The organism is Dyella halodurans (genome assembly GCF_026283925.1).
Classification (GTDB): Bacteria; Pseudomonadota; Gammaproteobacteria; order Xanthomonadales; family Rhodanobacteraceae; genus Dyella; species Dyella halodurans.
The window spans coordinates 31798-54119 of the sequence record NZ_JAPDPF010000005.1 but is presented as its reverse complement, the minus strand read 5'-3'; the positions used below and the strand labels follow the sequence as shown (position 1 = coordinate 54119).

The 22322-nt window shown below is 64.6% G+C and carries 22 protein-coding genes; 17 read left to right on the top strand and 5 right to left on the bottom strand.

Annotation, left to right across the window (positions count from 1 at the left end; genetic code table 11):
* Nucleotides 1–337 precede the first annotated feature (337 nt).
* The 15 genes from OUZ49_RS11200 (at nucleotide 338) to OUZ49_RS11130 (ending at nucleotide 15383) form a co-directional block, all read left to right on the top strand.
* Nucleotides 338–1363 (top strand): universal stress protein, encoded by a 1026-nt coding sequence (locus tag OUZ49_RS11200; protein WP_266150492.1) that lies wholly within the window; start codon nucleotides 338–340, stop codon nucleotides 1361–1363.
* A gap of 59 nt (nucleotides 1364–1422) precedes the next feature.
* The gene (locus OUZ49_RS11195; RefSeq protein WP_266150491.1) at nucleotides 1423–2403 is read left to right on the top strand and encodes a quinone oxidoreductase family protein; all 981 of its coding nucleotides are present in this window, start codon (nucleotides 1423–1425) and stop codon (nucleotides 2401–2403) included.
* Between the two features lie 9 nt (nucleotides 2404–2412).
* Nucleotides 2413–3261 (top strand): TauD/TfdA dioxygenase family protein, encoded by an 849-nt coding sequence (locus tag OUZ49_RS11190; RefSeq protein WP_266150490.1) that lies wholly within the window; start codon nucleotides 2413–2415, stop codon nucleotides 3259–3261.
* 35 nt (nucleotides 3262–3296) lie between these two features.
* Nucleotides 3297–4355 (top strand): beta-keto acid cleavage family enzyme, encoded by a 1059-nt coding sequence (locus OUZ49_RS11185; protein WP_266150489.1) that lies wholly within the window; start codon nucleotides 3297–3299, stop codon nucleotides 4353–4355.
* Between the two features lie 27 nt (nucleotides 4356–4382).
* On the top strand, nucleotides 4383–5789 hold the full coding sequence (locus OUZ49_RS11180) for an MFS transporter (RefSeq protein ID WP_266150488.1): 1407 nt from the start codon (nucleotides 4383–4385) through the stop codon (nucleotides 5787–5789).
* Between the two features lie 25 nt (nucleotides 5790–5814).
* On the top strand, nucleotides 5815–6375 hold the full coding sequence (locus tag OUZ49_RS11175; protein WP_266150487.1) for an RBBP9/YdeN family alpha/beta hydrolase: 561 nt from the start codon (nucleotides 5815–5817) through the stop codon (nucleotides 6373–6375).
* Entirely contained in the window at nucleotides 6336–7061 is a 726-nt protein-coding gene (locus OUZ49_RS11170; protein WP_266150486.1) for a DsbA family oxidoreductase, read from the top strand. Before OUZ49_RS11175 ends, OUZ49_RS11170 begins: the two co-directional genes overlap by 40 nt.
* A gap of 580 nt (nucleotides 7062–7641) precedes the next feature.
* Nucleotides 7642–9450: a DUF1302 domain-containing protein gene (locus OUZ49_RS11165; protein ID WP_266150485.1), complete on the top strand. Its 1809-nt coding sequence runs from the start codon at nucleotides 7642–7644 to the stop codon at nucleotides 9448–9450.
* A 137-nt stretch (nucleotides 9451–9587) separates the two neighbouring features.
* A complete protein-coding gene (locus tag OUZ49_RS11160) occupies nucleotides 9588–11240 on the top strand; it encodes a 3-(methylthio)propionyl-CoA ligase (RefSeq protein ID WP_266150484.1) in 1653 nt (550 codons plus the stop codon).
* A gap of 207 nt (nucleotides 11241–11447) precedes the next feature.
* Nucleotides 11448–12191, top strand: a complete 744-nt coding sequence (locus OUZ49_RS11155) for a nuclear transport factor 2 family protein (protein ID WP_266150483.1) — start codon at nucleotides 11448–11450, stop codon at nucleotides 12189–12191.
* A gap of 181 nt (nucleotides 12192–12372) precedes the next feature.
* Complete coding sequence (locus tag OUZ49_RS11150) at nucleotides 12373–13032, top strand: glutathione S-transferase family protein (protein WP_266150482.1); 660 nt, start codon at nucleotides 12373–12375, stop codon at nucleotides 13030–13032.
* Between the two features lie 24 nt (nucleotides 13033–13056).
* Nucleotides 13057–13767 carry a DUF899 family protein gene (locus OUZ49_RS11145; RefSeq protein ID WP_266150481.1) on the top strand — a complete coding sequence of 237 codons (711 nt, stop codon included), beginning with the start codon at nucleotides 13057–13059 and terminating at the stop codon, nucleotides 13765–13767.
* Nucleotides 13768–13838: 71 nt separating this feature from the next.
* A complete protein-coding gene (locus OUZ49_RS11140) occupies nucleotides 13839–14180 on the top strand; it encodes a YkgJ family cysteine cluster protein (protein WP_266150480.1) in 342 nt (113 codons plus the stop codon).
* A 100-nt stretch (nucleotides 14181–14280) separates the two neighbouring features.
* A complete protein-coding gene (locus OUZ49_RS11135) occupies nucleotides 14281–14754 on the top strand; it encodes a YehS family protein (protein WP_266150479.1) in 474 nt (157 codons plus the stop codon).
* Between the two features lie 89 nt (nucleotides 14755–14843).
* On the top strand, nucleotides 14844–15383 hold the full coding sequence (locus tag OUZ49_RS11130) for a DUF2058 domain-containing protein (RefSeq protein WP_266150478.1): 540 nt from the start codon (nucleotides 14844–14846) through the stop codon (nucleotides 15381–15383).
* Between the two features lie 70 nt (nucleotides 15384–15453).
* Here OUZ49_RS11130 and OUZ49_RS11125 read toward each other — a convergent pair whose 3' ends face one another.
* Nucleotides 15454–15729, bottom strand: a complete 276-nt coding sequence (locus OUZ49_RS11125; RefSeq protein ID WP_266150477.1) for a hypothetical protein — start codon at nucleotides 15727–15729, stop codon at nucleotides 15454–15456.
* 595 nt (nucleotides 15730–16324) lie between these two features.
* Here OUZ49_RS11125 and OUZ49_RS11120 point away from each other — a divergent pair.
* A complete protein-coding gene (locus OUZ49_RS11120; protein WP_266150476.1) occupies nucleotides 16325–18040 on the top strand; it encodes a S53 family peptidase in 1716 nt (571 codons plus the stop codon).
* A gap of 108 nt (nucleotides 18041–18148) precedes the next feature.
* On the opposite strand, the gene OUZ49_RS11115 is transcribed toward OUZ49_RS11120, so the two are convergent.
* The 4 genes from OUZ49_RS11115 to OUZ49_RS11100 form a co-directional block, all read right to left on the bottom strand.
* Entirely contained in the window at nucleotides 18149–18580 is a 432-nt protein-coding gene (locus OUZ49_RS11115) for a GNAT family N-acetyltransferase (RefSeq protein WP_266150475.1), read from the bottom strand.
* A gap of 105 nt (nucleotides 18581–18685) precedes the next feature.
* Entirely contained in the window at nucleotides 18686–19996 is a 1311-nt protein-coding gene (locus tag OUZ49_RS11110) for an amidohydrolase family protein (protein ID WP_266150474.1), read from the bottom strand.
* Nucleotides 19997–20192: 196 nt separating this feature from the next.
* The gene (locus tag OUZ49_RS11105) at nucleotides 20193–20915 is read right to left on the bottom strand and encodes a ComF family protein (protein ID WP_266150473.1); all 723 of its coding nucleotides are present in this window, start codon (nucleotides 20913–20915) and stop codon (nucleotides 20193–20195) included.
* Nucleotides 20916–20931: 16 nt separating this feature from the next.
* A complete protein-coding gene (locus tag OUZ49_RS11100; RefSeq protein ID WP_266150472.1) occupies nucleotides 20932–21138 on the bottom strand; it encodes a hypothetical protein in 207 nt (68 codons plus the stop codon).
* Between the two features lie 143 nt (nucleotides 21139–21281).
* Between OUZ49_RS11100 and bioB the strand changes: the two genes are divergently transcribed.
* Nucleotides 21282–22322 carry a biotin synthase BioB gene (gene bioB / locus OUZ49_RS11095; protein ID WP_266150471.1) on the top strand — a complete coding sequence of 347 codons (1041 nt, stop codon included), beginning with the start codon at nucleotides 21282–21284 and terminating at the stop codon, nucleotides 22320–22322.

The window sequence follows — 22322 nt, the reverse complement described above, 5'->3', positions numbered from 1 at the left end:
CATTGTAGGCACGCCGCGCCGCTCGTGACCACTCGCTATCGAGCCACCCGCCCCCCTCCTAGCCGGGGGGGGAGCACATGGGTGACCAGACCTAGGCTTGGCCTCGCAACGTTTTAGGGTTGGGGGACTCCCGGCTGCGACGCCGGCGTGAACGACTTGAAGTGGAGCGTCTTGCGACCGGGCCCGGCTCTCGAAAATCCAGGCCTGCGATCGGCGGCATCGGGCGCGGGCGGCGGAGACTCCCCTTCACGGCAGCAGCGGTGGGTTTCATCGGCGTCCGGCGCTGGTGGGCCGGCCCCGTCCAGGTTCACGGGTAGCACACCTGTCAGGAGTCAGTATGTACCGTCATCTGCTTGTTCCACTCGATGACACCGAACTATCGATCGAGACGGTCAGTCGGGCCGTCAAGTTCGCGCATACGTTGGGCGCGCGTGTGACTTTTCTGCATGTCCAGGCGGAGCATGCTTCACGGGCGGCTGGCGACGCCGACGTAGTGCGCCCGGCTTCGCCGGCCGAGTACCGCGATACCTACCAGGACCGCGCGCGCGCGCTGCTCACCATGGCGGAATCGGCTGCCCGTGCGCTCGGGGTGCCGTGCGCTTCGCAAGTGCGCGGCGGCGGTACGCCGTACGAGGCCATCCTCGAGGTGGCGCGCGACGCCGGCTGCGACCTGGTCTTCATGGCCTCGCACGGTCAGAAGGCGCGCACCGGCACGACGCTCGGCTCGCAGACGCTGAACGTGCTGACGCACGGCGAACTGCCCGTGCTGGTGTCTTCGATGCGTGAGTTGGGCAACGCCAATCCGGTGATTGCCAGGATCCGTGAAGAACACCGCTCGGTAGCCGCGGTCCTGCATGCCTGGCTGCGTCTGGTGAACACCTATTCACAACAAGGTGGTAGCGCCGATGTGCCGCTGATGCGGGCCATGGTCCGTTACATCATGGAATTCCCGGCCGCCGCGCGCCGCGTGAAAGGACACGACCAGCTGTACAAGCGCTTGCGCGAACGGACCGCGGTGTTCCATGCCGAGCTGGACGAGCTGGAACGCCAGCACGAGCGCGGTCGTTCCCTGGTCGAGGCACACGCCGCCCTGCTCGAGCGCTACGACCGCAGCGCCGCCACCCTCGGCGAGCTGCGTGACGCCGTCGAACAGTACGCACATTTCATGTGGGAACACATGGGGCGCGAGGAAGGCGTGATCATCCCGGCCGCCGAGCGCTATCTCACCGAAGCGGACTGGCGCGCGGTTCACGCTGCCTTCGTCGACAGCCGCGACGGCGGCAGGGATGAAGAGAACGAGGCCGAGCATCGGCGGTTGTTCTCGCGCATCGTCAATTTCGCGCCAGATGCAGCCGACCCGTAGCGCGTCACCCGCCACACCTCAGGCGCACCCCGCCCGAATTTTGAGTCAAGGAGTATCGCGTGGAACATGCAATCCGCTTTTACGAGGCCGGCAGCCCTGACGTGCTGCGCTATGAGAAAGTCGAGGTCGGTGCGCCCGGCCCAGGCCAAGTGCGGCTGCGCCACCAGGCGGTGGGCCTGAATTTCGCCGACACCTATTTCCGCAACGGCACCTACCCGATTCCGCTGCCCAACGGCATTGGCGTGGAGGCGGCAGGCATTGTCGAGGAAGTCGGTGTGGGCGTGACCAACGTCGCCGTGGGCGACCGCGTCACCTACACGGGATTTCTCAACACGCTCGGCGCGTACAGCACGGCCCGCCTGGTGCCGGCCGCTCCGCTGGTCCGCCTGCCAAGCGCCATTGACAGCGAAACCGCTGCCGCAATGACCATGCGCGGACTGACCGCGGCCTACCTGATGCGCCGTATCTACCCGTTCGTGGCGGGCGAGACGATTCTCCTGCACGCCGCCGCCGGTGGCGTCGGCTTGATCGTGTCCCAATGGGCCAGGCTGCTCGGCCTGCGCGTGATCGGCACGGTCTCGACCGACGAGAAGGCCGCGGTTGCGCGCGCCCATGGCTGTGCCGAAACCATCAACTACAGCCACGAAGACGTCGCCGCGCGCGTGCGCGAGCTGACCGACGGCAAGGGTGTGTCGGTCGTGTTCGATTCGGTTGGCAGGAACACGTTCATGGCGTCGCTCGATTCGCTGCGTCGTCGTGGCCTCATGGTCTGCGTGGGCACCGCCTCCGGCACGATCCCGCCGTTCGACCCGCAGATCCTCGCCATGAAGGGCTCGCTATACCTCACCCGCCCTGCGCTGGCCGACTACATCGCGGATCCCGCCGAAAAGGCCGAGCTCGCCAATGAGCTGTTCAGCCAGGTCGCGTCCGGCCGCATCAAGATCGAGATCAACCAGCGCTATGCGCTCGAGGATGCGGTGCAGGCCCACCGCGACCTGGAATCGCGCAAGACCACCGGCTCGTCGATCTTTGTCCTCTGAGGAACTGCCATGCGCATCGAGCCACTGACCTGTCATATCGGCGCTGAACTGTTCGGCGTGAGCCTCGCCGACGCCGCCCACGATGAGGCCCTGTTCGCCGAGATCAAGGCGGCCCTGCTCAAACATCGCGTGTTGTTCCTGCGCGACCAGGACATCAGCCGCCAGGACCACGTGGCCTTCGCGCGCCGCTTCGGCGAGCTGGAGGACCATCCGGTGGCGCCCAGCCATCCCGATGCGCCGGGCCTGGTGCAGATCTACAAGACGCCCGACACGCCGATCGACCGCTACGAAAACGCCTGGCATACCGATGCCACCTGGCGCGAGGCGCCGCCGATGGGCTGCGTGCTGCGCTGCGTGGAATGCCCGCCCGTGGGCGGCGATACCATGTGGGCGAACATGGCGCTTGCCTACGAGATGTTGCCCGAGCACGTGAAGGCGCAGATCGCCAACCTGCGGGCACGCCACAGCATCGAGGCCTCGTTCGGCGCGGCGATGCCGATCGAAAGGCGCCTCGCGCTCAAGGCCCAATATCCCGATGCCGAGCACCCGGTGGTGCGCACGCATCCGGAGACCGGCGAGAAGGTGCTGTTCGTCAACGCCTTCACCACGCACTTCAGCAACTTCCACACCAGGGAGAACGTGCGCTTCGGCCAGGACGCCAACCCGGGTGCAGGCCAACTGCTCAGCTACCTGATCAGCCAGGCCTATATCCCCGAGTACCAGGTGCGCTGGCGCTGGCAGAAGAACAGCGTCGCCATCTGGGACAACCGTTCCACCCAACACTATGCCGTCATGGATTACCCGCCCTGCCATCGAAAGATGGAACGCGCCGGCATCATCGGCAGCGCCACGTTCTGAATTGCCCCTACCACTCCATATCAACAGGACAAGCCATGAATTTCCTCGACGGTTCGCTGTTTCCCGAAAACCAGGACAAGCTGGTCATCACTGCAGCGCCTTATGGTCCCGAGTGGATTCCTTCGGACTTTCCGGAAGACATTCCCGTCACCATGGCCGAGCAGGTGCAGAAGGCGGTCGACTGCTACAACGCTGGCGCCTCGGTCTTGCACCTGCACGTGCGCGAGCTGGACGGCAAGGGCTCCAAGCGGCTGTCCATGTTCAATGAACTGATTGCCGGCGTACGCAAGGCGGTGCCGGACATGGTCATCCAGGTCGGCGGCTCGATCTCCTTCGCGCCCGAGTCCGACGGCGCCGCCGCCCAGTGGCTGCAGGACGACACCCGCCACATGCTGGCCGAACTCGACCCCAAGCCGGACCAGGTGACGGTCACCGTCAACACGACCCAGATGAACGTGGTCGAGCAGATGGAAATGGCGGATCTCGCCGGCACCTCCCTGGCCGAGCCGCACAACTACCAGGCCTATCGCGAGATGATCGTGCCCTCCGGCCCAGGCTTCATTGAGGAGCACGTCAAGCGCCTCACCGCCGCCGGCATCCAGAGCGCGTTCCAGTTCTACAACATCAACAGCTACGAGACGGTGGAGCGCCTGATCCGCCGCGGCGTCTACAAGGGCCCGCTGGTGTGCAACTGGGTGGCGATCGGCGGCGGCATGGACCAGCCCACCATCTACAGCCTGGCCAACTTCGTGCGCGCCATCCCTGACGGCACCATGCTGACGGTCGAAAGCAGCATGCGCAACGTGCTGCCGATCAACATGATGGGCATCGCCATGGGCCTGCACGTGCGCTGCGGCATCGAGGACAACCTGTGGAACCAGTCGCGCACCGGCAAGATGACGACGGTGCAACAGATCGAACAGCTGGTGCGCATGTCGCGCGAATTCGGTCGCGAGGTCGCCAATGGCAAGGAGGCGCGCGAGATCCTGAAGATCGGCGTGTTCTACGACACCATCGAGGAGACCCTGGCCGCCAACGGCTTTTCGCCGAATCGCAAGCCAGCCAAGCGTAGTCTGACCGAGCTCGCTGCCTGAGCCGTCACCGTCGCCGGGCGGAGCGCCGTGGGCGCTCCACCCGGCGACCCACCGCGTGAGACGCGCAATCGCGCCATCAATCACGGCATGGATGCTGGCGAGGATACCGTTTTGGGAATGCACTACGCCGAAGCTTCACCGCAGACGTTTGCCACGTCCACCGCTACGCCGCGCTTTTACGCGTGGCTCGTGTTCGCCCTCACGTTCGGGCTGCTGCTGTCGGACTACATGTCGCGCCAGGTGCTCAATGCGGTCTTTCCGCTGCTCAAGGCCGAATGGGGCTTGTCCGATACGCAGCTGGGCTCGCTCTCCGGCATCGTCGCGCTGCTGGTAGGCCTGCTCACCTTCCCGCTCTCGGTGCTCGCCGACCGCTGGGGACGCGTACGCAGCATCATCCTGATGGCCACGCTGTGGAGCCTCGCCACGCTTGCCTGCAGCCTGGCAACGAGCTTCGGACAGATGTTCGCCGCACGTTTTTTTGTCGGCCTGGGTGAGGCCGCCTATGGCAGCGTCGGCGTTGCGCTGATCATCAGCGTGTTCCCTGCGCACTTGCGCTCTACCCTCACCGGCGCCTTCATGGCGGGTGGCGCCTTTGGTTCGGTCGCCGGCATGGCGTTGGGCGGCATTCTCGCCACGCATCTCGGCTGGCGCTGGGCGTTCGCCGCCATGGCGGCCTTCGGCGGCGCACTGGTGCTGCTCTATGCGGTGACGGTGAGCGAGCGCAGGCTTCGCGAGCGTGGCGGCGAAGGCCTGCGCCCGGGTGCCTCCGAGCCAGGCTTTCGCCTGTCGCTGCGCAGCCTGTTCAGCGGCCTGTTTTCCAGCGCATCGGTGATTTGCGCCTACATCGGCAGTGGCTTGCAGCTGTTCATCATGGCTGCGGTGATGGCCTGGTTGCCCAGTTTCCTCAACCGCTACTACGGCATGACGCCCGACAAGGCCGGCGTCAGCGCAGCCGCCTTTGTGCTGATCGCCGCCCTGGGCATGGTGATGTGCGGTGCCATCACCGATCGCCTATGCCGTCGCCTGCCATCGCGCAAGATGGCCATGGCCATCGCGTTCTGCCTGATCACGGCGATCATGCTCGGCATTGCGTTCCAGTTGCCGCCGGGACCCGGCCAGCTGAGCATGATCGGTCTGGGCATGTTCCTCGCCGCCGGCACGGCCGGTCCGGCCGGTGCGATGGTCGCGAATCTCACGCCGACGCCGATCCACGCCTCCGCGTTCGCCACGCTCACCCTCGCAAACAATCTGCTGGGGCTCGCGCCCGGCCCCGTGCTTACCGGCCTGTTGGCCGACCACATCGGCCTGCTCGGCGCCTTCAAGTGGATTCCGCTGATGGCGGTGTTCGCGGCGACCGCGTTCTGGATGGGTCGCCGCCATTACGCCAACGATCTCGCACGCATCCAGGCCTCGGCATCCACGCCGGCGCACTGATATTTCATCCACGGATTCGCCATCGATGCAAAACCTCTCGAACCCGACGATCCTGTTCGTGCCCGGGCTGCGCGACCACGTCGCCGAGCACTGGCAGACCCTGCTCGAAGCGAAGCTTCCCGGCTCCCGCTCGGTGCCGCCACTGCAACATGACAAGCTCAGCCTTGCAGCGCGCGTGGCGGCACTCGACGAGACGCTCGCCGACATCGACGGCCCGGTGATTCTGGTCGCGCACAGTGCCGGCGTGCTGATCACGGTGCACTGGGCACAGCGGCAGCATCGTCCCATCCATAGCGCGCTGCTCGCCGCGCCGGCCGACCTGGAATCGCCGATGCCGGCCGGTTATCCGACCATGGAAGCACTCAGCGACAACGGCTGGCTGCCGGTTCCGCGCGGACGCCTGCCATTTCCCAGTACGCTCGCCTCCAGCAGCACCGATCCGCTGTGCAGCGCCCAGCGCGCTGCCGGACTGGCCGATGCCTGGGGCAGCCGCCTCGTCGAGCTCGGCGATGTCGGCCACCTCAACCCTGCCGCGGGTTACGGGCCGTGGCCGTTGGCGGAGACACTCATCGATTCGCTGCGATGAGCTGCCCAGCGGAAGTCGATGCAAAAACGCTGCAGCGGCGCATCGCCGTCGAGTTCTATTTCGATCTCGTCTGCCCCTGGTGCCTGATCGGAAAGCGGCAGCTCGAGCAGGCGATCGACTTGCTCAGGCTTGGCTACCCGGATGTGGAAGTCGTCGTGCAGTGGAAGTCGCTGCCGCTACTGCCGGATCTGCCACTTTCAGGCGTCCCGTTCCAGGCCTTCTACCTGAAGCGCCTGGGCTCGGCGAGCGCCGTCGAGGCACGTCGTCGCCAGGTTCGCGAGGTCGGGCTGGCCACTGGGGTGGAGTTCGATTTTGAGCACATCGAGCTCATGCCCAATACGATTGCCGCGCATCGGCTGATAGAACACGCCGGGCAGTCGGGTGGTCATGCGCTCCAGGCCCAGCTCATCGATCGTCTGTTCGACGCATTCTTCTGTCGCAATGAGGATATCGGCGACCTGCAGGTGCTTGCAGGTATCGGTGAAGCGTTTGGTCTTGAGCGCGCTCGCACGCTCGCTCTGCTGGTCGCGCCCATGCACGGGACACCGTTGCCGCGATGGCTCGATGACGCCCGGCACCAGGGCATCGCGGGCGTGCCGGGCTTCGTGCTGAAAGATCGCGTGCCCCGCATGGGTGCGCAGCCGCCGGAGGAGCTCGCGATGGCCATGCTGAAATCGCTGGCCTGAAACGCGCGCGGCCCATACTGGGCCATGGCGAGTCCCACGCACGACGATGCGCACGTAGGGTCCAGGATGGCTGGTCGAATGCACGCGTCGGCGCCAAGACGACGCGCCTCGATGGTCATCGTCGCAGCACCCAAGCACGCCATCGCGCCCAGCTTGCCTCATGCATTGTCGAGGCCTCTCGCGCTTGTTCTGCATGAGACGCCCCTCCCCCATCGGAGTGGGGGGGGCCTTTCGAAGGCGGCCGCATGACTCTCAATAGACCGGAACAAACACGGCCGGCTGGCTCAACACCGGTCGTGACGGTCCTGGCATCGCTCATATCGCGCCGAACGGTTCGGTCGTGGGCTGACCGGTCCGAAGCGTTGGCACCGGTATGAGATTCGTCGCGTGGCCCGGGGGGGGGGAGTTTCTGAGGCTGCTTGGCGACACGTACCCGCGTGTGGAGTACCGACAACCAGGCCGCACCATGGCTACGGCCCACGTGCGGCGCGACGCGTCCCGTACCAGGTACATGGTGCGGATGCAGGTGTGTTGGACCCCCGACGGGATTGCAGATTGGCTTTAGGGGGAGGAGTGCTGCATGAAGAACGTTTATGGGGCGAACAGGCGCCGGAGTGGGACGGCCATCCGTCTGATGGCGCTTGCCGTGGCGGCTGCGCTTGGGTTCACGGGAATCGCCCAGGCTGTCGAGATCGACACCGGCAACCCGGACATTTCGATTCGTTGGGACAATACCGTTCGTTACAACCTTGGCCATCGCGCTCACCAACAGGACGGGTCGATTCTCGCCAGCCCCAACTACGACGACGGTGATCGCAATTTCGGCAACAACTCAATCGTCACCAATCGACTTGACGTGCTGAGCGAGTTCGACTTCGTCTACAAGAAGAACTACGGCTTTCGCCTCAGCGCGGACGGCTGGTACGACCAGGCCTATGAGTCGCTGGACAACACGCACGTCGCGTCGTCCAACCACATCGTCAACGGTGCGCCCGCGCTCGGCCTGCCCAACTACACGAACCGCTATTTCCACGGACCTTCCGGGCAGATCCTCGATGCGTTCGCGTTCGGCAACTTCGACGTGGACGACGTCAACGTCAATACCAAGGCCGGTCGCTACACCGTGTTCTGGGGCGAAGCCCTGCTGAATCCGATCAACTCGCTCAGCTACGGCCAGGCTTCGCTCGACATCGGCAAGCTGCTCACCGTGCCAGGCGTGACGGCGAAGGAATTGTTCCGCCCGCGCCCGCAGGTGTCGACGCAGGTGCAGGCAACGCCCACGCTTTCGATCGAAGGCCAGTACTACCTGGGCTGGGAGCAGGTGTTCTACCCCGAGTCGGGTTCCTACATGGCCCCCAATGACGCGGTGTTGCAGGGTGGCCAGTCGCTGTACATCAATGCGGCCCAGCGCGTGCTGCGCGGCAACGACATCACGCCGAGTGACCATGGCGACTGGGGCCTGGCGATGCGCTGGACACCGGAGCTGATCGATTCCACCATCGGCCTGTACTACCGCAAGACCTCGGATATCCAGCCGCAGGTGATCGTGGCGCCTGCCGTGGCGCCCAACGTGCCCGCCGCGGTCTGCAAGAAGCTCGGCTACAAGTCGATCACGCCAACGGTTTGCTATATCGACCCGTCCATGGCCAGTGTCTCCCAGATCCTCCAAGGCAATATCGGCCAGTACATGGCCAGCTATGCCAGCGACATCGATATCTACGGAGCCAGCTTCGCCAAGCAGATCCTCGGTGTCAGCGTGAGTGCGGAAGTGAACTACCGCCACAACATGCCGCTGGTCAGCGTGCCGATTCAGCTACTGCCGGCTGCACTGGCAAGCAAGGTTCCTGGGGCCATCAGCACCCTGCCCGAACAGGGGCAGACCGCCGGCGCCCGTGGCGATACCTGGCACGCCGTCACCGACTTTGCCGGCATCGTGCCGAAGACCCCGCTGTTTGACACCGCCAACTACGTGGTCGAGTTCACCTACAACCGCTGGGACAAGGTGACGCAGAACGCCGCAGCGTTCCTGGGCGCTCCCACCTATACCGGCATCGACAAGCCGACCAAGGATTTCATTGGCACCCAGGTGAACTTCACCCCGACCTGGTTCCAGGTCTATCCGGGCGTCGACCTGTTGTTGCCGCTGACCTATTCGATGGGCCTGGTGGGCAATTCCGCGGTGACCTTCGGCGGCAACAAGGGCAACGGCAATTTCTCCATCGGCGTGGGTGCGGACGTACGCTCCAAATACCGCTTCGACCTGAAGTACATCGGCTTCGAAGGCCGCGTCGCCACCAACGCAGCTGGCCAGGTGACCTCGAGTGCCGGTCTCGCTTCGCTGCTGCGTGATCGCAACTACGTCGACTTCACCTTCCAGACCACGTTCTGATCGGAGCTTGCTCTGATCAAAGCACGCCCTGCATCTGCGCTTTCCCTGGGCAGATGCAGGGCGACTTGCAAGCATCGGTGCGAGGCCGCGACCTTGGCACCCGCAGTGATTGATGACTAAAGCCGGAGCGGCTGACAATGAAAGGCTTGATGATGGAGCAACCTCTCCTGGTTGCCTCTCTTCTGATGCACGCCGAACGGCATCATGCTGATCAGGAAGTGGTGTCTCGACGGGTCGAGGGCGATCTTCATCGCTATCGGTTCGCCGACCTCGCCAAGCGGGCACGCCGCATGGCCAATGCCCTCGAGGGCCTGGGCATCCGGCCGGGCGACCGCGTGGGCACGCTGGCCTGGAATGGCTATCGCCACATGGAGCTGTATTTCGCGGCGTCGGGATCCGGTGCCGTGCTGCATACCATCAACCCTCGCCTGCACATCGATCAGCTCGCCTATATCGTCGAGCATGCCGACGACCAGGTCGTCTTCTTCGACCTCGGCTTCCTTCCGATCATCGAGGCCTTGGCGGCTCGGATGACCAAGCCGAGGCTCTTCGTGGCAATGTGCGATCCGAGCCATATGCCGGCGTCGGTTGATTCGAAGGTCTCGATGCTCTGCTATGAGGACCTTATCGAGGCCCACGTCGATGACTACGTCTGGCCGCCACTGGATGAGAACACCGCATCGTCCCTCTGCTACACCTCCGGCACCACGGGCAACCCCAAGGGTGTGCTGTACAGCCATCGCTCGACCGTGCTGCACACCTACGCGGCAGCGCTGCCGGACGCGCTGAACTGCTCGGCGCGCGACACCATTCTTCCCGTCGTGCCGATGTTTCATGTCAATGCATGGGGACTGCCATATATCGCCTGCATGGTGGGCGCCAAGCTGGTCTTCCCGGGACCCGCGCTCGACGGCAAATCGCTTTACGAGCTCATCGAGTCGGAACAGGTCACGATGTCGGCGGGCGTGCCCACCGTGTGGCAAGGCCTGCTGTCGCACGCTGCCGAACTTGGCAGGACGTTCTCGTCGATGCGGCGAACGGTGATTGGCGGCGCTCCCTGCCCTACCGCAATGACGGTGCAGTTCCAGGATCGCCACCAGGTCGAGGTGCTGCATGCCTGGGGCATGACGGAGCTGAGTCCCGTCGGCACCGTGTGCAGTCTCAAACACCATCAGCTTTCCATGTCGGCGGATGCGCGCCATGCCATCCAGGCCAAGCAAGGCAGGGTCGTCTTCGGCATTGACATGAAGATCGTCGACGCCGAAGGCGCGGAACTCCCCTGGGATGGCGCCGCGGTAGGCAACCTCCTCGTGCGTGGCCCCTGGGTGTCACGCAGCTACTATCGGGACGAAACCACGGCAGCACTGGAGGATGGCTGGTTTGCCACCGGTGACGTGGCCAGGATCGACCGCGATGGATTCATGCAGATCACCGATCGGAGCAAGGACGTGATCAAATCCGGCGGCGAGTGGATCAGCTCGATCGACATCGAGAACGTCGCCTGCCTGCATGCTGAAGTGGCGAGCGCGGTATGCATTGGAACGCAGCACCCCAAGTGGGACGAGCGTCCACTCCTGTTGATCGTCAGGAAACCGGGTAGCAGCCTGGCCAAAGAGGACATCCTCGCATTCTTCGATGGCAAGCTGGCGAAATGGTGGAAGCCTGACGACGTCGTCTTTGTCGATGGCTTTCCTCTTGGCGCGACGGGAAAAGTGCTGAAGAACCAATTGAGGGAGCAGTTTCACTGCCACTACGCTCCCTCTACGGCGCACACATCACCGCAAGATTGAGTCGGCCGAAGCGGGTCCTGATAGCCACGCGAGAAGGGTTCGATCCATCCAATGGATCTTCAACAAAGGGTCCAGGTGACGCCGGTGGCCGCCATTGAGCCTGGGCGTCATTGCCCGAACTCCCGCGCATGCGTGGAGTGACTTCACGCACGCGTAACGGGTTTGGCGGTCGGCGTATGCTTCGCGACATCCTTGAGAGGAGTCGTCATGCCTATGCGATCGCTCGGGTTGCTGTTTGCCGCCGTGGTTGCGTTGAGCCCGGCGTTTTCTGCGCAGGCCGCCGAAGCGCCGAAGCCCTTGCGCGATGAACTCCTGCACACGACGCAAGCGCTGGTCGACGCGATTCCAACCGGCGACAAGGCGGTTTGGGAGCAGGCGCTTGCCGACGATGCCGTTATCGTCGACGAGTTTGGCCGTGTGGCGCACAAGGCCGATACGGTGGCATCGCTGCATCCGTTTCCACCCGGCCTGTCTGGCAGCATCGAACTACGCGATGCCCACGTTCAGCAATATGGCGACACGGCGATCCTGCAAACGGAGGAGTACGAGCGTGAAAGCGTCTTCGGGCAGAACTTTGTCGTGCGCTACCAGTCGCTGCTGACCTTCGTGAAGGAGGCGGGCGCCTGGAAGCTTGCCGGCTACGAGGATGTGACCTTGCCCACGCCACCGCCCAGGCTGGCTGTCGCCAATTTGGTTCTGGACGACTACAGCGGCACCTACCGCTATGCACCCGACCGGGCCTGGACCGTCAGCAACGCCCACGGTGTACTCAGTTACGTCAGCAAGCCCGGCGGGCCGGCCAATGTGCTCGAGCCCATCGCGAGGGACGTGTTCATGGGCAGCGACGACGAACGAAACCTGCTGATCTTCCGCCGCGATGAACACGGCAAGGTCGACGCGCTGATCGAACGTCGCAAGTTCAACGACCTGCGCCTGACCCGCGATCCCTAGGACGACGCCCCGTCGTGATCCTGGCGTGAACGGCATTCAGGCAAGGCGCACTGGCCGCCGCTGATGCGTGCTTGCAGAATCGGCTGGATCGTCCAGCCATGGCGGCACTCCACGGCCTGTCGATTTCCACCGATCCCGTTCGTCATTGAGTAGAGCCCCCTCTTCCACACGGTGAACCGCGATGACGTTGAAGCTCTATGCCCACCCATTTTCCTCCTACTCCCAGAAGGTGCTGGTCGCGCTGTATGAAAACGACACGCCATTCGAGTGGCGCCTGCTGCAACATGAGAATGCGCAACTGTTGGGGGAGTTCGCCGCGCTATGGCCGCTGAAGCGCTTCCCCGTGCTGGTGGACGGCGGGCACAGCATTCCCGAGGCAAGCATCATCATCGAGTACCTGGGTTTGCACTATCCGGGCCCGATCAGCTTGCTGCCGCGGGACCCGGTCGCGGCGCTGGAGGTCCGCGCCATGGACCGCTTTTTCGACAACTACATGTCGACGCCGGCGCAGCGGGTGGTGGCGGACCGCCTGCGACCCGAGGCCGAACGCGATGCGCGCGGCGTCAGGGAGGCGCGCGAGATGCTCGACACCGCCTACGCCTGGCTGGACCAGGTCATGGCCCATCGCGAATGGGCCGCCGGAGATCACTTCAGCCTGGCCGATTGCGGCGCCGCACCGTTCTTGTTCTATGCCGACTGGACGCATCGCATCGATGCCGCGTTCACGCATGTGCTCGCTTACCGACGCCGGCTGCTGGCGCGGCCATCGTTTGCACGCGCCGTCGACGAGGCGCGCGTATACCGTCCGCTGTTCCCCCTTGGCGCACCCGATCGCGATTGATCGGGCCTCAGTCTGGAGACGACCATGGCACAGAGCCCCACCCTCGTTCCCGCGGCCGAACTCGCAAAACGCAACGAGACGAGGTTTCCGAACGAAAGCGCCGACTACCGTCGCGCGCGCCAGGCCCTGCTGGCCGAGGAAATTGAACTGCGCCGGCATATCGAACGCGTGGCGGAGCAACGCCGCGCCTTGCCTCCGGGTGGTGAGGTGACCGGTGATTACCGTTTCCACGGCGAACGCGGGCCGGTGGACTTCGAGGGTCTGTTTGGCGACAAGCAGACCTTGGTGATCTACAGCTATATGTTCGGTCCGCAGCGTAAGCGCCCCTGTCCCATGTGCACATCGCTGCTCAGTGCATGGGACGGCGAGGCCCGCGACATGGAGCAACGTATTGCGCTTGCGGTGGTGGCCCGGTCGCCGATCGAGCGTCTCGTGGCCTTCAAGAACGAGCGTGGCTGGCGCCACCTGAAGCTGTATGCGGATATCAACGGTGGCTTCAGCCGCGACTACCACGGCATCGGCAAGGACGGTGGCGACGATGCGGCCATCAACGTGTTCACTCGCCGCAACGGCGTCATTCGCCACTCCTGGGGTGGTGAAATGGGCTTTGAAAGCGCGGATCCCGGCCAGGATCCGCGTGGCGCACCCGATCTCATGCCGCTCTGGACGGTGCTGGACATGACTCCCGAAGGCCGCGACAGTCACTGGTACCCGAGGCTCGACTATCCGGATTGAGACTGCCGCCGCCCCGGGCCGCGCCGGCGTGGGGTTCATATACCCGCATGGGAAAGCCGTCATACTGACGCGTGAGCATCCCCCTCGATCCGTACGCCGAGAGCGTCAACCCGTCCGTCAGCTGTAACGACTGCGAGGCGGTTTGCTGCCGCCTCACCGTGCTGTTGATGCCCGATGATCATGTGCCGGAGTGGCTGATCGATCGCGACGCCCACGGCATGGAAACGCTGGCCAAGGGCGAGGACGGCTGGTGTGCGGCGGTGGATCCCAACACTTCGCGCTGCACGATCTATGCACAGCGTCCCGCCATCTGCCGCAAATACACCATGGGCAGCCCGGGTTGCCGCGACGAGCGCGAGCGCTGGTTTGGCGTCAAAGCGTTTCCCACGCCGGCTGTGCTGATCGGCTACTGAGGCGACGTGGCGCGCGCGCCAGGCAAGCCCCGCCGAGGCCATAAGCCACTAGAATCCGCCTTGCCCCAAGCGCCAGCAGGCGTTGCACCACGGAATAGTCATGATCAACAACGACGTACTACGCAGCATCCGCTACATGCTCGATCTCAGCGACATCAAGGTGGTCGAGATCACCAAGCTCGCCGATGCCGATTTCCCGATCGAGAAGACGGATGTGCAGGCCTTTCTCAAGAAGGACGATGAGGAAGGCTACGTCGAGTGCAGCAACCGCGTGCTCGCGCATTTCCTCGACGGGCTGGTATTCCACTACCGGGGCAAGGACGAGAGCCAGCCGCAGCGACCGATTGAAAAGCGCGTCACCAACAATGTGGTGCTGAAAAAGCTGCGCGTCGCGTTCCAGCTCAAGGACGTGGACATGCACCAGGCGTTCGAGGATGCCGGCTTCCCGATTTCCAAGCCGGAATTGACCGCCTTGTTCCGCCAGCCCGAGCACAAGAATTTCCGGCTCTGCGGCGACCAGGCCCTGCGCAATTTCCTGAAGGGCCTGACCTTGCGCGTACGCGGCAACGGCTGATCCAGCCATCGCTGGCGCTGCCGCCTGCGCGTTCGGGCAGGCGCGTTACAATAAGCGTCCGCGATCTCGCACCCACACTCCCGTTTCCCATGCGCAATCCCCTGCAAGAACAGCTGCTCAAGGCCGGCCTGGTAAAAAAGGGCAAGGTGGCCCAGGTCGTGCGCGAACAGACCAAGCAACGCCAGGGCAAGGCACCGGCGCCCGCCAGCACGGAACAGGTGGATGCGCAGCGCTTGCTGGCGGAACGTGCCGAACGCGATCGCGCCCTGGCCGCGGAACACAACGCCCAGCTGCGCGCCAACGAGCTGCGCGCGCAGATTCGCCAGATCGTCGAGGCGCACAAGATCAAGCGCGACGGCGAGCTCACCTATCGCTTCACGGTCGAAGACAAGATCCAGAGCGTGCTGGTCAGCGAGGTGCAACGTGCGCAGCTGGCCAAGGGCGCCCTGGTCATCGCCCGCCATGAGCAGGGCTTCGAGCTACTGCCCCGCGCTGCCGCCGAAAAGATCTACGCACGCGACGCGAGCGCCATCGTGCTCGATCACGGCCTGAACACGGCCAGCAGCACGAGCGACGTAGACGACGAGTATTACAAGCAGTTCCAAGTGCCGGACGACCTGACCTGGTAGATGGCACGCGTCCTGGAGATGCCCGCCTTGGCTAGAAGGCGGGCAAGGTCAGGCTGATGCGAAGCCCGGATTACTCCTCGACCTCTTCATCCTCGTCTTCGTCTTCCTCTTCCTCGAATTCGGCCAGTTCCTCGACCCGAACAAAATTCTCGGCTTCGTCGGCGAACTCGATGAGCTTGCCTTCCGCGCACATCGGGCGGACGTCGCGGCGCTTGACGCCATCCTCGACCGACTCGACCAGCGCAAAGCAGACGATGGTCTCGGCGCTTTCCTCGCCGTCGATCTCGTACACGGCAACCCAGCCGGTAGCCGGCATGATCTGGATGATGGTTTCTTCGCTAGACATGGAACCTCCGTTTGCTCAAACGATCTAGCTTGCCCGCCGTTCCCGGTGACTGCAAGTAATTGCCGCTCAAAACGGTGCAGCGATGCACACGTGGCGAGTTCCACCGCGTGACGACACTTCGCCAATACACCATCGCGTCGGTGTATGGCAGCAGGAGTGCAAAGCCATACCTGTTCGCGTGCCGAGGCATTGGCGCCACCTGTGTACCGCCAGCCAGCGCCGGGGTTCCACTGCTTTAGGAGGGGCGAACGCGCATGCCGAGCGGCCGTGGCCCGCCCTTCTAGGAATAATTCCCATAGAGCTTAAAGCGAAAGTTTCGGCGCCGGGCCAGGCAAGCGTGCCTCCAGCTCGGCGAGGTAAAAGCCCTGTTTTTGAGCGTGTTTTGAAAATTCGCGGGAGCTCGAGGTGCTCTGCTCCAGGCGCGAGGGGAGATCCTGCGCCGATCGCAAAAACTTTCCTTGCCTGATCGGCAGTCACTTCACCCGACGGCAACAAACGCGAGCCTACGCTCCCGCGGCCATTCGGCACACCGGGGGAGCATGCCGTCAGGCATTCCGATTTTCACTGTCACTGTCTATATGGGGAGTAGCTTCCAATGAATAGAACAGCTTCGACTGGAACGGATCTTGGGAACGGTGTATCAGGCCTGGTTCGCAAGACCTGTGCTCTGTCCGTCGCCATCGCGTTGGCGTTCGGTGCCACCGCCGCCGCGCAGGCTGCGGAGGTGTTGACGCATCATGTGCGCGACGCGGTGAGCGGCAAGACAGCGGCGCAGGTGGGGAGCCTCGCGGCCAACCAGGTGATGAGCCTGGATGTGGTGTTGCCGGTGCGCGACCAGGCGGGTCTCGACGCGTTCGTGGCGAACGTCAACAATCCTGCCAGCGCTTCCTATCATCAGTTCCTTACGCCGGCGCAATTCACGGCGAGGTTTGGTCCGACACAGAGCGACTACGACAATGTCGTGCGTTATCTGGGCAGGAACGGCCTGACCATCACCGGCGGCAGCCGCGATGGCATGGACGTGCAGGTCAGGGGCCCGGTTGCTGCCGTCGAAGCTGCTTTCAACGTCAAGATGCGTACCTATCAGCATCCCACCGAGAACCGCGTATTCTTCAGCCCCGATCGGGAGCCCACGACGGCGCTGGGCATCGCGCTCTGGCATGTCTCCGGACTCGACAACTACTCGCTGCCGCATCCGCTCTACGTCAAGAAGAGCGATTTCGCCAAGGCCAATGGCATCAGCCCTGAAGCTGTCGTCTCGCACGCCACCACCGGTTCGGGCCCGTCGGCCTCCTTCCTCGGCAGTGACATGCGCGCGGCCTACTACGGCGGCACGGCACTCACCGGCGCAGGCCAGAACCTCGGCTTGTTCGAGTATGAAGGTACCGACCTGGCTGATCTCACCACGTACTACAAGAACGTGGGGCAGACCAACAACGTCCCTGTCACCCTGCTCTCGACCGACGGCACCAGCACGGCCTGCCTGTACAAGAGCGGCTGCGACGACACCGAGCAGACGCTGGACATGACCCAGGCACTGGGCATGGCGCCCGGGCTCAGCAGCCTGGTGATGTATATCGGTTCCACCGATACCGCCATCATCAGCTCGATGACGACGCACAGCCCGCTACCCACCACGATTGGCTGCTCGTGGGGTTGGACGCCCGCGGATCCGTCGACGCTTGATCCGTACTTCGAGAAGATGGCCGCCCAGGGCCAGACCTTCTTCGCCGCCTCCGGCGATAGTTCGACCTGGTCGCGGCGCAATGAAGCGTGGCCGGCCGACGACGCCTATGTGATCTCCGTCGGCGGCACCGACCTGGTCACCGCCAGCGCGGGCGGCGCGTGGAAGTCGGAGACCGCCTGGGTCGACAGCGGCGGCGGCATCTCGCCCGACAAGATCGCCATTCCTTCCTGGCAGAAGCTTGCGGGTGTGATCAATACCAGCAACAAGGGTTCGACCACCTTGCGCAACGGCCCGGATGTCTCGGCCAATGCCAACTTCACCTTCTACACCTGCGCCGACCAGACCACCTGCCAGGCCAACGCGTACGGCGGCACCAGCTTCGCCGCACCGATGTGGGCAGCCTTCATCGCCCTGGTCAACCAGCAGGCGATTGCCAACGGCGGCACGCGCGTAGGCAACTTCAACGCCACCATCTATCCGCTGAACATCACCAGCAGCTATGGCACCAACTTCCATGACATCACCAGTGGCAAGTCCGGCAGCTATACAGCCGTGACCGGCTATGACCTGGTGACAGGCTGGGGTAGCCCGCAGGCGGCCTTGATCAACACCCTGGCGCAATAACGACAGCAACACCGCTGCCGCTTGCAAACGCCGGCGCACCTGAGGCCCGGGACTCGTCCCGGGCCTCTTCGTGTCAGCGCTGCAAAGGCCCGGCGGGCCAGGCCATGCTCAGGCCAGCTTGCTGCGAAAGTGAAAGCATTCGATGCCGAAGCCCTCACGGAAATAGAAGCGATGCGCCTGCTCGCGGGTGACGCGGGAGATCAGCTGGACCTCGCTGCAGCCAAGCGTCTGCGCTTCGTCCCTCAGCCGCGCGATCAATTGCGCGCCATAGCCAAGCGAGCGGGCGTGTTCATCCGAGACCAGGTCATCGATAAACAGCGCGCGGCCGCAATACAGCATGTTCATGACGCGGTAGGCGGCCACGGCCCTGACCACCTCGCCGTCCGCCAGCGCCAGCAAGCGCAAGCCGTCGCTGGCCATCAGGCTGCGGATCTGCGCACCGTACTCGGAGCGCTGCAGGTGAGGCCGCAGTTGCTGCATCACCGCGAAGGTCGCCGCGATCTGTTCATCGGTGTCGGCGTGAAACAGTTGGATGGCCATTCGTTCTGGTACTCCCTGGCTATGGCTGCGCCTGGCCGGTGTTGAGGCACGACAACGCAGCCCATCGTTGTCGTCGACCGAACCTGCATCGAAGCGGCATGCCGCTCAGTGCAAGCCCACCGTATGACTCATCGTGCCAAGGATCGCCTGCCGGTCGTAGCCCACGCCGTTCTTGAATACGAACGGCATGTGTTCAATCGCGGCGACGTCCTTGAGCGGGTTGCCGTCGATGACCACGATATCGGCGCGCTTGCCCACCGCCAGGGTGCCGATATCGGCGTCGCGGCCCATATAGTGCGCGCCGTTGAAGGTGGCGATGTGGATGGCCTGCTCGAAGCTGAAACCCGCTTCCACCAGCAATTCAATTTCGCGCTGGGCGGAATAGCCGGGCACCACGCCGCCGTAGCCGGTCGGGTCCGTGCCAGCCATCAGCGTGCCGCCAGCATCGACGAACTGCTTTTCCAGCCTGGCGAGTTTCGGATACAGCGTTGACCAGGCGGTCTTGCTGCCCTGGACCTTGTTCCACTGCGCCTCGTACTGCGCGCGCACTTCGGGAATCATCAGGTCGAGCACGCCTTGCGGCGCCTTCGGTCGACCGGGCACAAAGGTTTCGAAGACGGTGAGTGTGGAGGTAAGCGCCACATGGTGGTCGACCAGGAGTTTGATCAGCGCCTTCGCTTCAGGTGACGCTGGGTCCATATCCACCAGGGACTTCTGCACGGCTGCGCCGGAAGGACAAGTGTCGTGCTGCTTGTCCGGTACGAAATCGCTGGCCACGAAGAAGCCGTGTTCCAGATTGTCGATGCCCAGCTCCACCGCTTCGCGATAGGTCACCGAGCACAGGTGCGCAGTGATCTTGTGGCCGCGCTGGTGCGCCACTTCGATCGCGCGCTGCAGTTCGGCGCGACTGATCTGCATATAGGCCTTGTACGACGTGACGCCTTCGTCGGCCCAGTAATTGACCGTGCGCTCGGCATCGTCGACGCCGCTGAGCACGTGCACGCCAGGAATCGGTAGACCAGGGCCGTTGAGATAGGGACCGGTCACGTCCATGTCCGGACCGACCAGCTCGCCCCGCGCAATGGCATCGCGCACGTTGATGTCGGCGTACGGCATCATCGTGCCGGCCGTGCGCATGGTGGTGACGCCACCGGCGAGATACAGCCGCGGGAAGCTGAAGGTCATCTCGTTATAAGCGGCTTCGCCGGCGGGATAGAACATGTGCTCGTGCATCAGCACGAAGCCCGGCAGCAAGGTCTTGCCGTGCGCATCGATGACGGTGGCGCCATCGGGCACCTTCACCCGGCTGGATTTCCCCAGCGCCGCGATGCGGCCCTTATCGATGACCAGGGTCTGGTCATGGGCGGCCTTGTGGCCGGTGCCATCGACGATGTCCGCATGGGTGAATGCAATCACGGGTTGCGCGTAGGCAACGAAGTCTTTATCGGTCGCAGGCTTGGAGTCTGCCGCGAACGATACCGCCGCCGGAAGGCATGCCAGCAAAAGGACGGCCAGAACAGAACGACGCTGCGCCACGGTGCACTCTCCAGTAGGGGTCGCGTTGCATCCTAGCCGAAGCTCGGCAGCGGTCGATGCCGTGGGAGCGCAGGGACTAACTGCGCGACGCGGGCGCACGCGCCAGCGCCCAGACATCGACGCGTGTTACCCCCGCACGTTTGAGCACGCGAGCACACTCGTGCACGGTGGCGCCGGTGGTCATCACATCATCGAGCAGGGCGACATGGGTGGGCCAGACCGCGCCGGCCTTCGCCGCGAAGGCACCGTGCACATTGCGGCGACGCGAGACGGCGCCCAGTTCGGTCTGTGCCGTGGTCGCGCGCGGGCGTTGCAGCAGGTCGTGCCGCGTGGGTAGGCGCAGCTCGCGTGCCAGCGGCCGAGCCAGCTCCAGGGCCTGGTTGTAGCCGCGCTGGCGCAAACGCGAACGATGCAGCGGCACCGGGATGATCAACTGGGGCGGTTCCACGGCTGGCATCTCGCGCAGCCACAGGGTCGACAGCACGCGACCCGCCGCAAGGTCCGCGCCGAACTTGAAGCGCGATTCCAGCCGGTCCAATGGCCACGCGTAGCGGAACGGCACCCACGCCGCGTCCCACGGCGGCGGGCGCCGCTGGCATTGCCCGCACAAGGCCGCCGGCAGCGCCAGCGGCAGGGCACAGCGAGCGCAGCAGCTGCGATTGCGTGGCAGCTCGGCGGCGCAGTCGCGACAGAGATCGAGCCCGTCGTCGCCGGGCCCGCCGCATAACAGGCAATGCCGGGGCAAGGCGAAGCGCTGCAACGCGTCCGCCGCCCGTCGCCACCAGGAAAGCGCCTCCATGCGCGACGCCCCTGCCTCAGCTCTTGGGTTTGAACAGCGCCGCGTCGAGGATCGACCACAGGTGGATGATCCAGCCCAGCCAGACGATCCACAGGATCCCGGCGAGCACGAACATCACCAGGGCGATCCACACGCGCCCCTGCACCAGCTGGCCCAGGCCGGGGATGAAAAAGCTGCAAATCGCCGCGAGCACGTTGCCGGCACTGCCCTGTCCTGCACTCATGCCTGTGACTCCATGGGGTGACTGCTCCCGATGGTAGCGGCAGCCATACGTTTGCGCATCGTCAACCAATGATGTCCATGGAAAGTTGACAGCCGGAGCGGCCCTGCCAAACTGTCGCGCTTCCCCACCCCGGAATGCCCGCCATGGCCCAACCGATCCGCCACGACTGGACCCGCGCCGAAGTGGCCGCGCTGTTCGCCCTGCCGTTCAACGAGCTGCTGCATCGCGCCCATAGCGTGCACCGCGAGCACCACGACCCGAATGCCGTGCAGGTATCGACCCTGCTGTCGATCAAGACCGGCGGCTGTCCCGAGGATTGCGCCTACTGCCCGCAGGCGGCGCGTTACGACACCGGCGTGCAGGCGCAGAAGCTGATGAGCGTGGATGCCGTGGTGGCACGGGCGCAGGCCGCCAAGAGCGCCGGCGCCAGCCGCTTCTGCATGGGCGCGGCCTGGCGCAGCCCGAAGGATCGCGACGTGGAGAAGGTCGCCGAGATCGTGCGCGCGGTGAAGGGCCTGGGCCTGGAAACCTGCGCCACCTTGGGCATGCTCAGCGGCGAACAGGCGCAGACGCTGAAGCAGGCGGGCCTGGACTACTACAACCACAACCTGGACACCGCGCCGGAGTTCTACGGCGAGATCATCCACACGCGCCAGTACCAAGATCGCCTGGACACGCTGGACCATGTGCGCGAAGCGGGCCTGAAGACCTGCTGCGGCGGCATCGTCGGCATGGGCGAAACGCGCGACCAGCGCGCCGGCCTGCTGCAGACCCTGGCCAGCCTGCCCGAGCACCCGCAGTCGGTGCCGATCAACCAGCTGGTGCAGGTGGAAGGCACGCCGCTGAACGGCACGCAGGCGCTGGACCCGTTCGATTTCGTGCGCACGATCGCGGTGGCGCGCATCCTGATGCCCGCCTCGATGGTGCGCCTCTCGGCCGGCCGCCAGCAGATGGACGACGCGGTGCAGGCGCTGTGCTTCTTTGCCGGCGCGAACTCCATCTTCTACGGCGAAAAGCTGCTGACCACCGGCAACCCCGACGTGGAGCACGACCGCCAGCTGTTCGCCCGCCTCGACCTGCATCCGCTGGAAGTCGCGGAAGAAACCGACACGGTGCATGCCGACATCCTCGAAACCGAGGCGGCCGGCTGCGGCAACGGTTGCGGTTGCAGCGCGGCCGCCTGA

Bases quoted from the DNA above. Each gene is read 5' to 3' on its own strand.
- OUZ49_RS11200 (WP_266150492.1), top strand. From the start codon at position 338: ATGTACCGTCATCTGCTTGTTCCACTCGATGACACCGAACTATCGATC.
- OUZ49_RS11190 (WP_266150490.1), top strand. From the start codon at position 2,413: ATGCGCATCGAGCCACTGACCTGTCATATCGGCGCTGAACTGTTCGGC.
- OUZ49_RS11185 (WP_266150489.1), top strand. From the start codon at position 3,297: ATGAATTTCCTCGACGGTTCGCTGTTTCCCGAAAACCAGGACAAGCTG.
- OUZ49_RS11175 (WP_266150487.1), top strand. From the start codon at position 5,815: ATGCAAAACCTCTCGAACCCGACGATCCTGTTCGTGCCCGGGCTGCGC.
- OUZ49_RS11165 (WP_266150485.1), top strand. From the start codon at position 7,642: ATGAAGAACGTTTATGGGGCGAACAGGCGCCGGAGTGGGACGGCCATC.
- OUZ49_RS11160 (WP_266150484.1), top strand. From the start codon at position 9,588: ATGAAAGGCTTGATGATGGAGCAACCTCTCCTGGTTGCCTCTCTTCTG.
- OUZ49_RS11155 (WP_266150483.1), top strand. From the start codon at position 11,448: ATGCCTATGCGATCGCTCGGGTTGCTGTTTGCCGCCGTGGTTGCGTTG.
- OUZ49_RS11150 (WP_266150482.1), top strand. From the start codon at position 12,373: ATGACGTTGAAGCTCTATGCCCACCCATTTTCCTCCTACTCCCAGAAG.
- OUZ49_RS11145 (WP_266150481.1), top strand. From the start codon at position 13,057: ATGGCACAGAGCCCCACCCTCGTTCCCGCGGCCGAACTCGCAAAACGC.
- OUZ49_RS11135 (WP_266150479.1), top strand. From the start codon at position 14,281: ATGATCAACAACGACGTACTACGCAGCATCCGCTACATGCTCGATCTC.
- OUZ49_RS11130 (WP_266150478.1), top strand. From the start codon at position 14,844: ATGCGCAATCCCCTGCAAGAACAGCTGCTCAAGGCCGGCCTGGTAAAA.
- OUZ49_RS11125 (WP_266150477.1), bottom strand. From the start codon at position 15,729: ATGTCTAGCGAAGAAACCATCATCCAGATCATGCCGGCTACCGGCTGG.
- OUZ49_RS11120 (WP_266150476.1), top strand. From the start codon at position 16,325: ATGAATAGAACAGCTTCGACTGGAACGGATCTTGGGAACGGTGTATCA.
- OUZ49_RS11115 (WP_266150475.1), bottom strand. From the start codon at position 18,580: ATGGCCATCCAACTGTTTCACGCCGACACCGATGAACAGATCGCGGCG.
- OUZ49_RS11105 (WP_266150473.1), bottom strand. From the start codon at position 20,915: ATGGAGGCGCTTTCCTGGTGGCGACGGGCGGCGGACGCGTTGCAGCGC.
- OUZ49_RS11100 (WP_266150472.1), bottom strand. From the start codon at position 21,138: ATGAGTGCAGGACAGGGCAGTGCCGGCAACGTGCTCGCGGCGATTTGC.
- bioB (WP_266150471.1), top strand. From the start codon at position 21,282: ATGGCCCAACCGATCCGCCACGACTGGACCCGCGCCGAAGTGGCCGCG.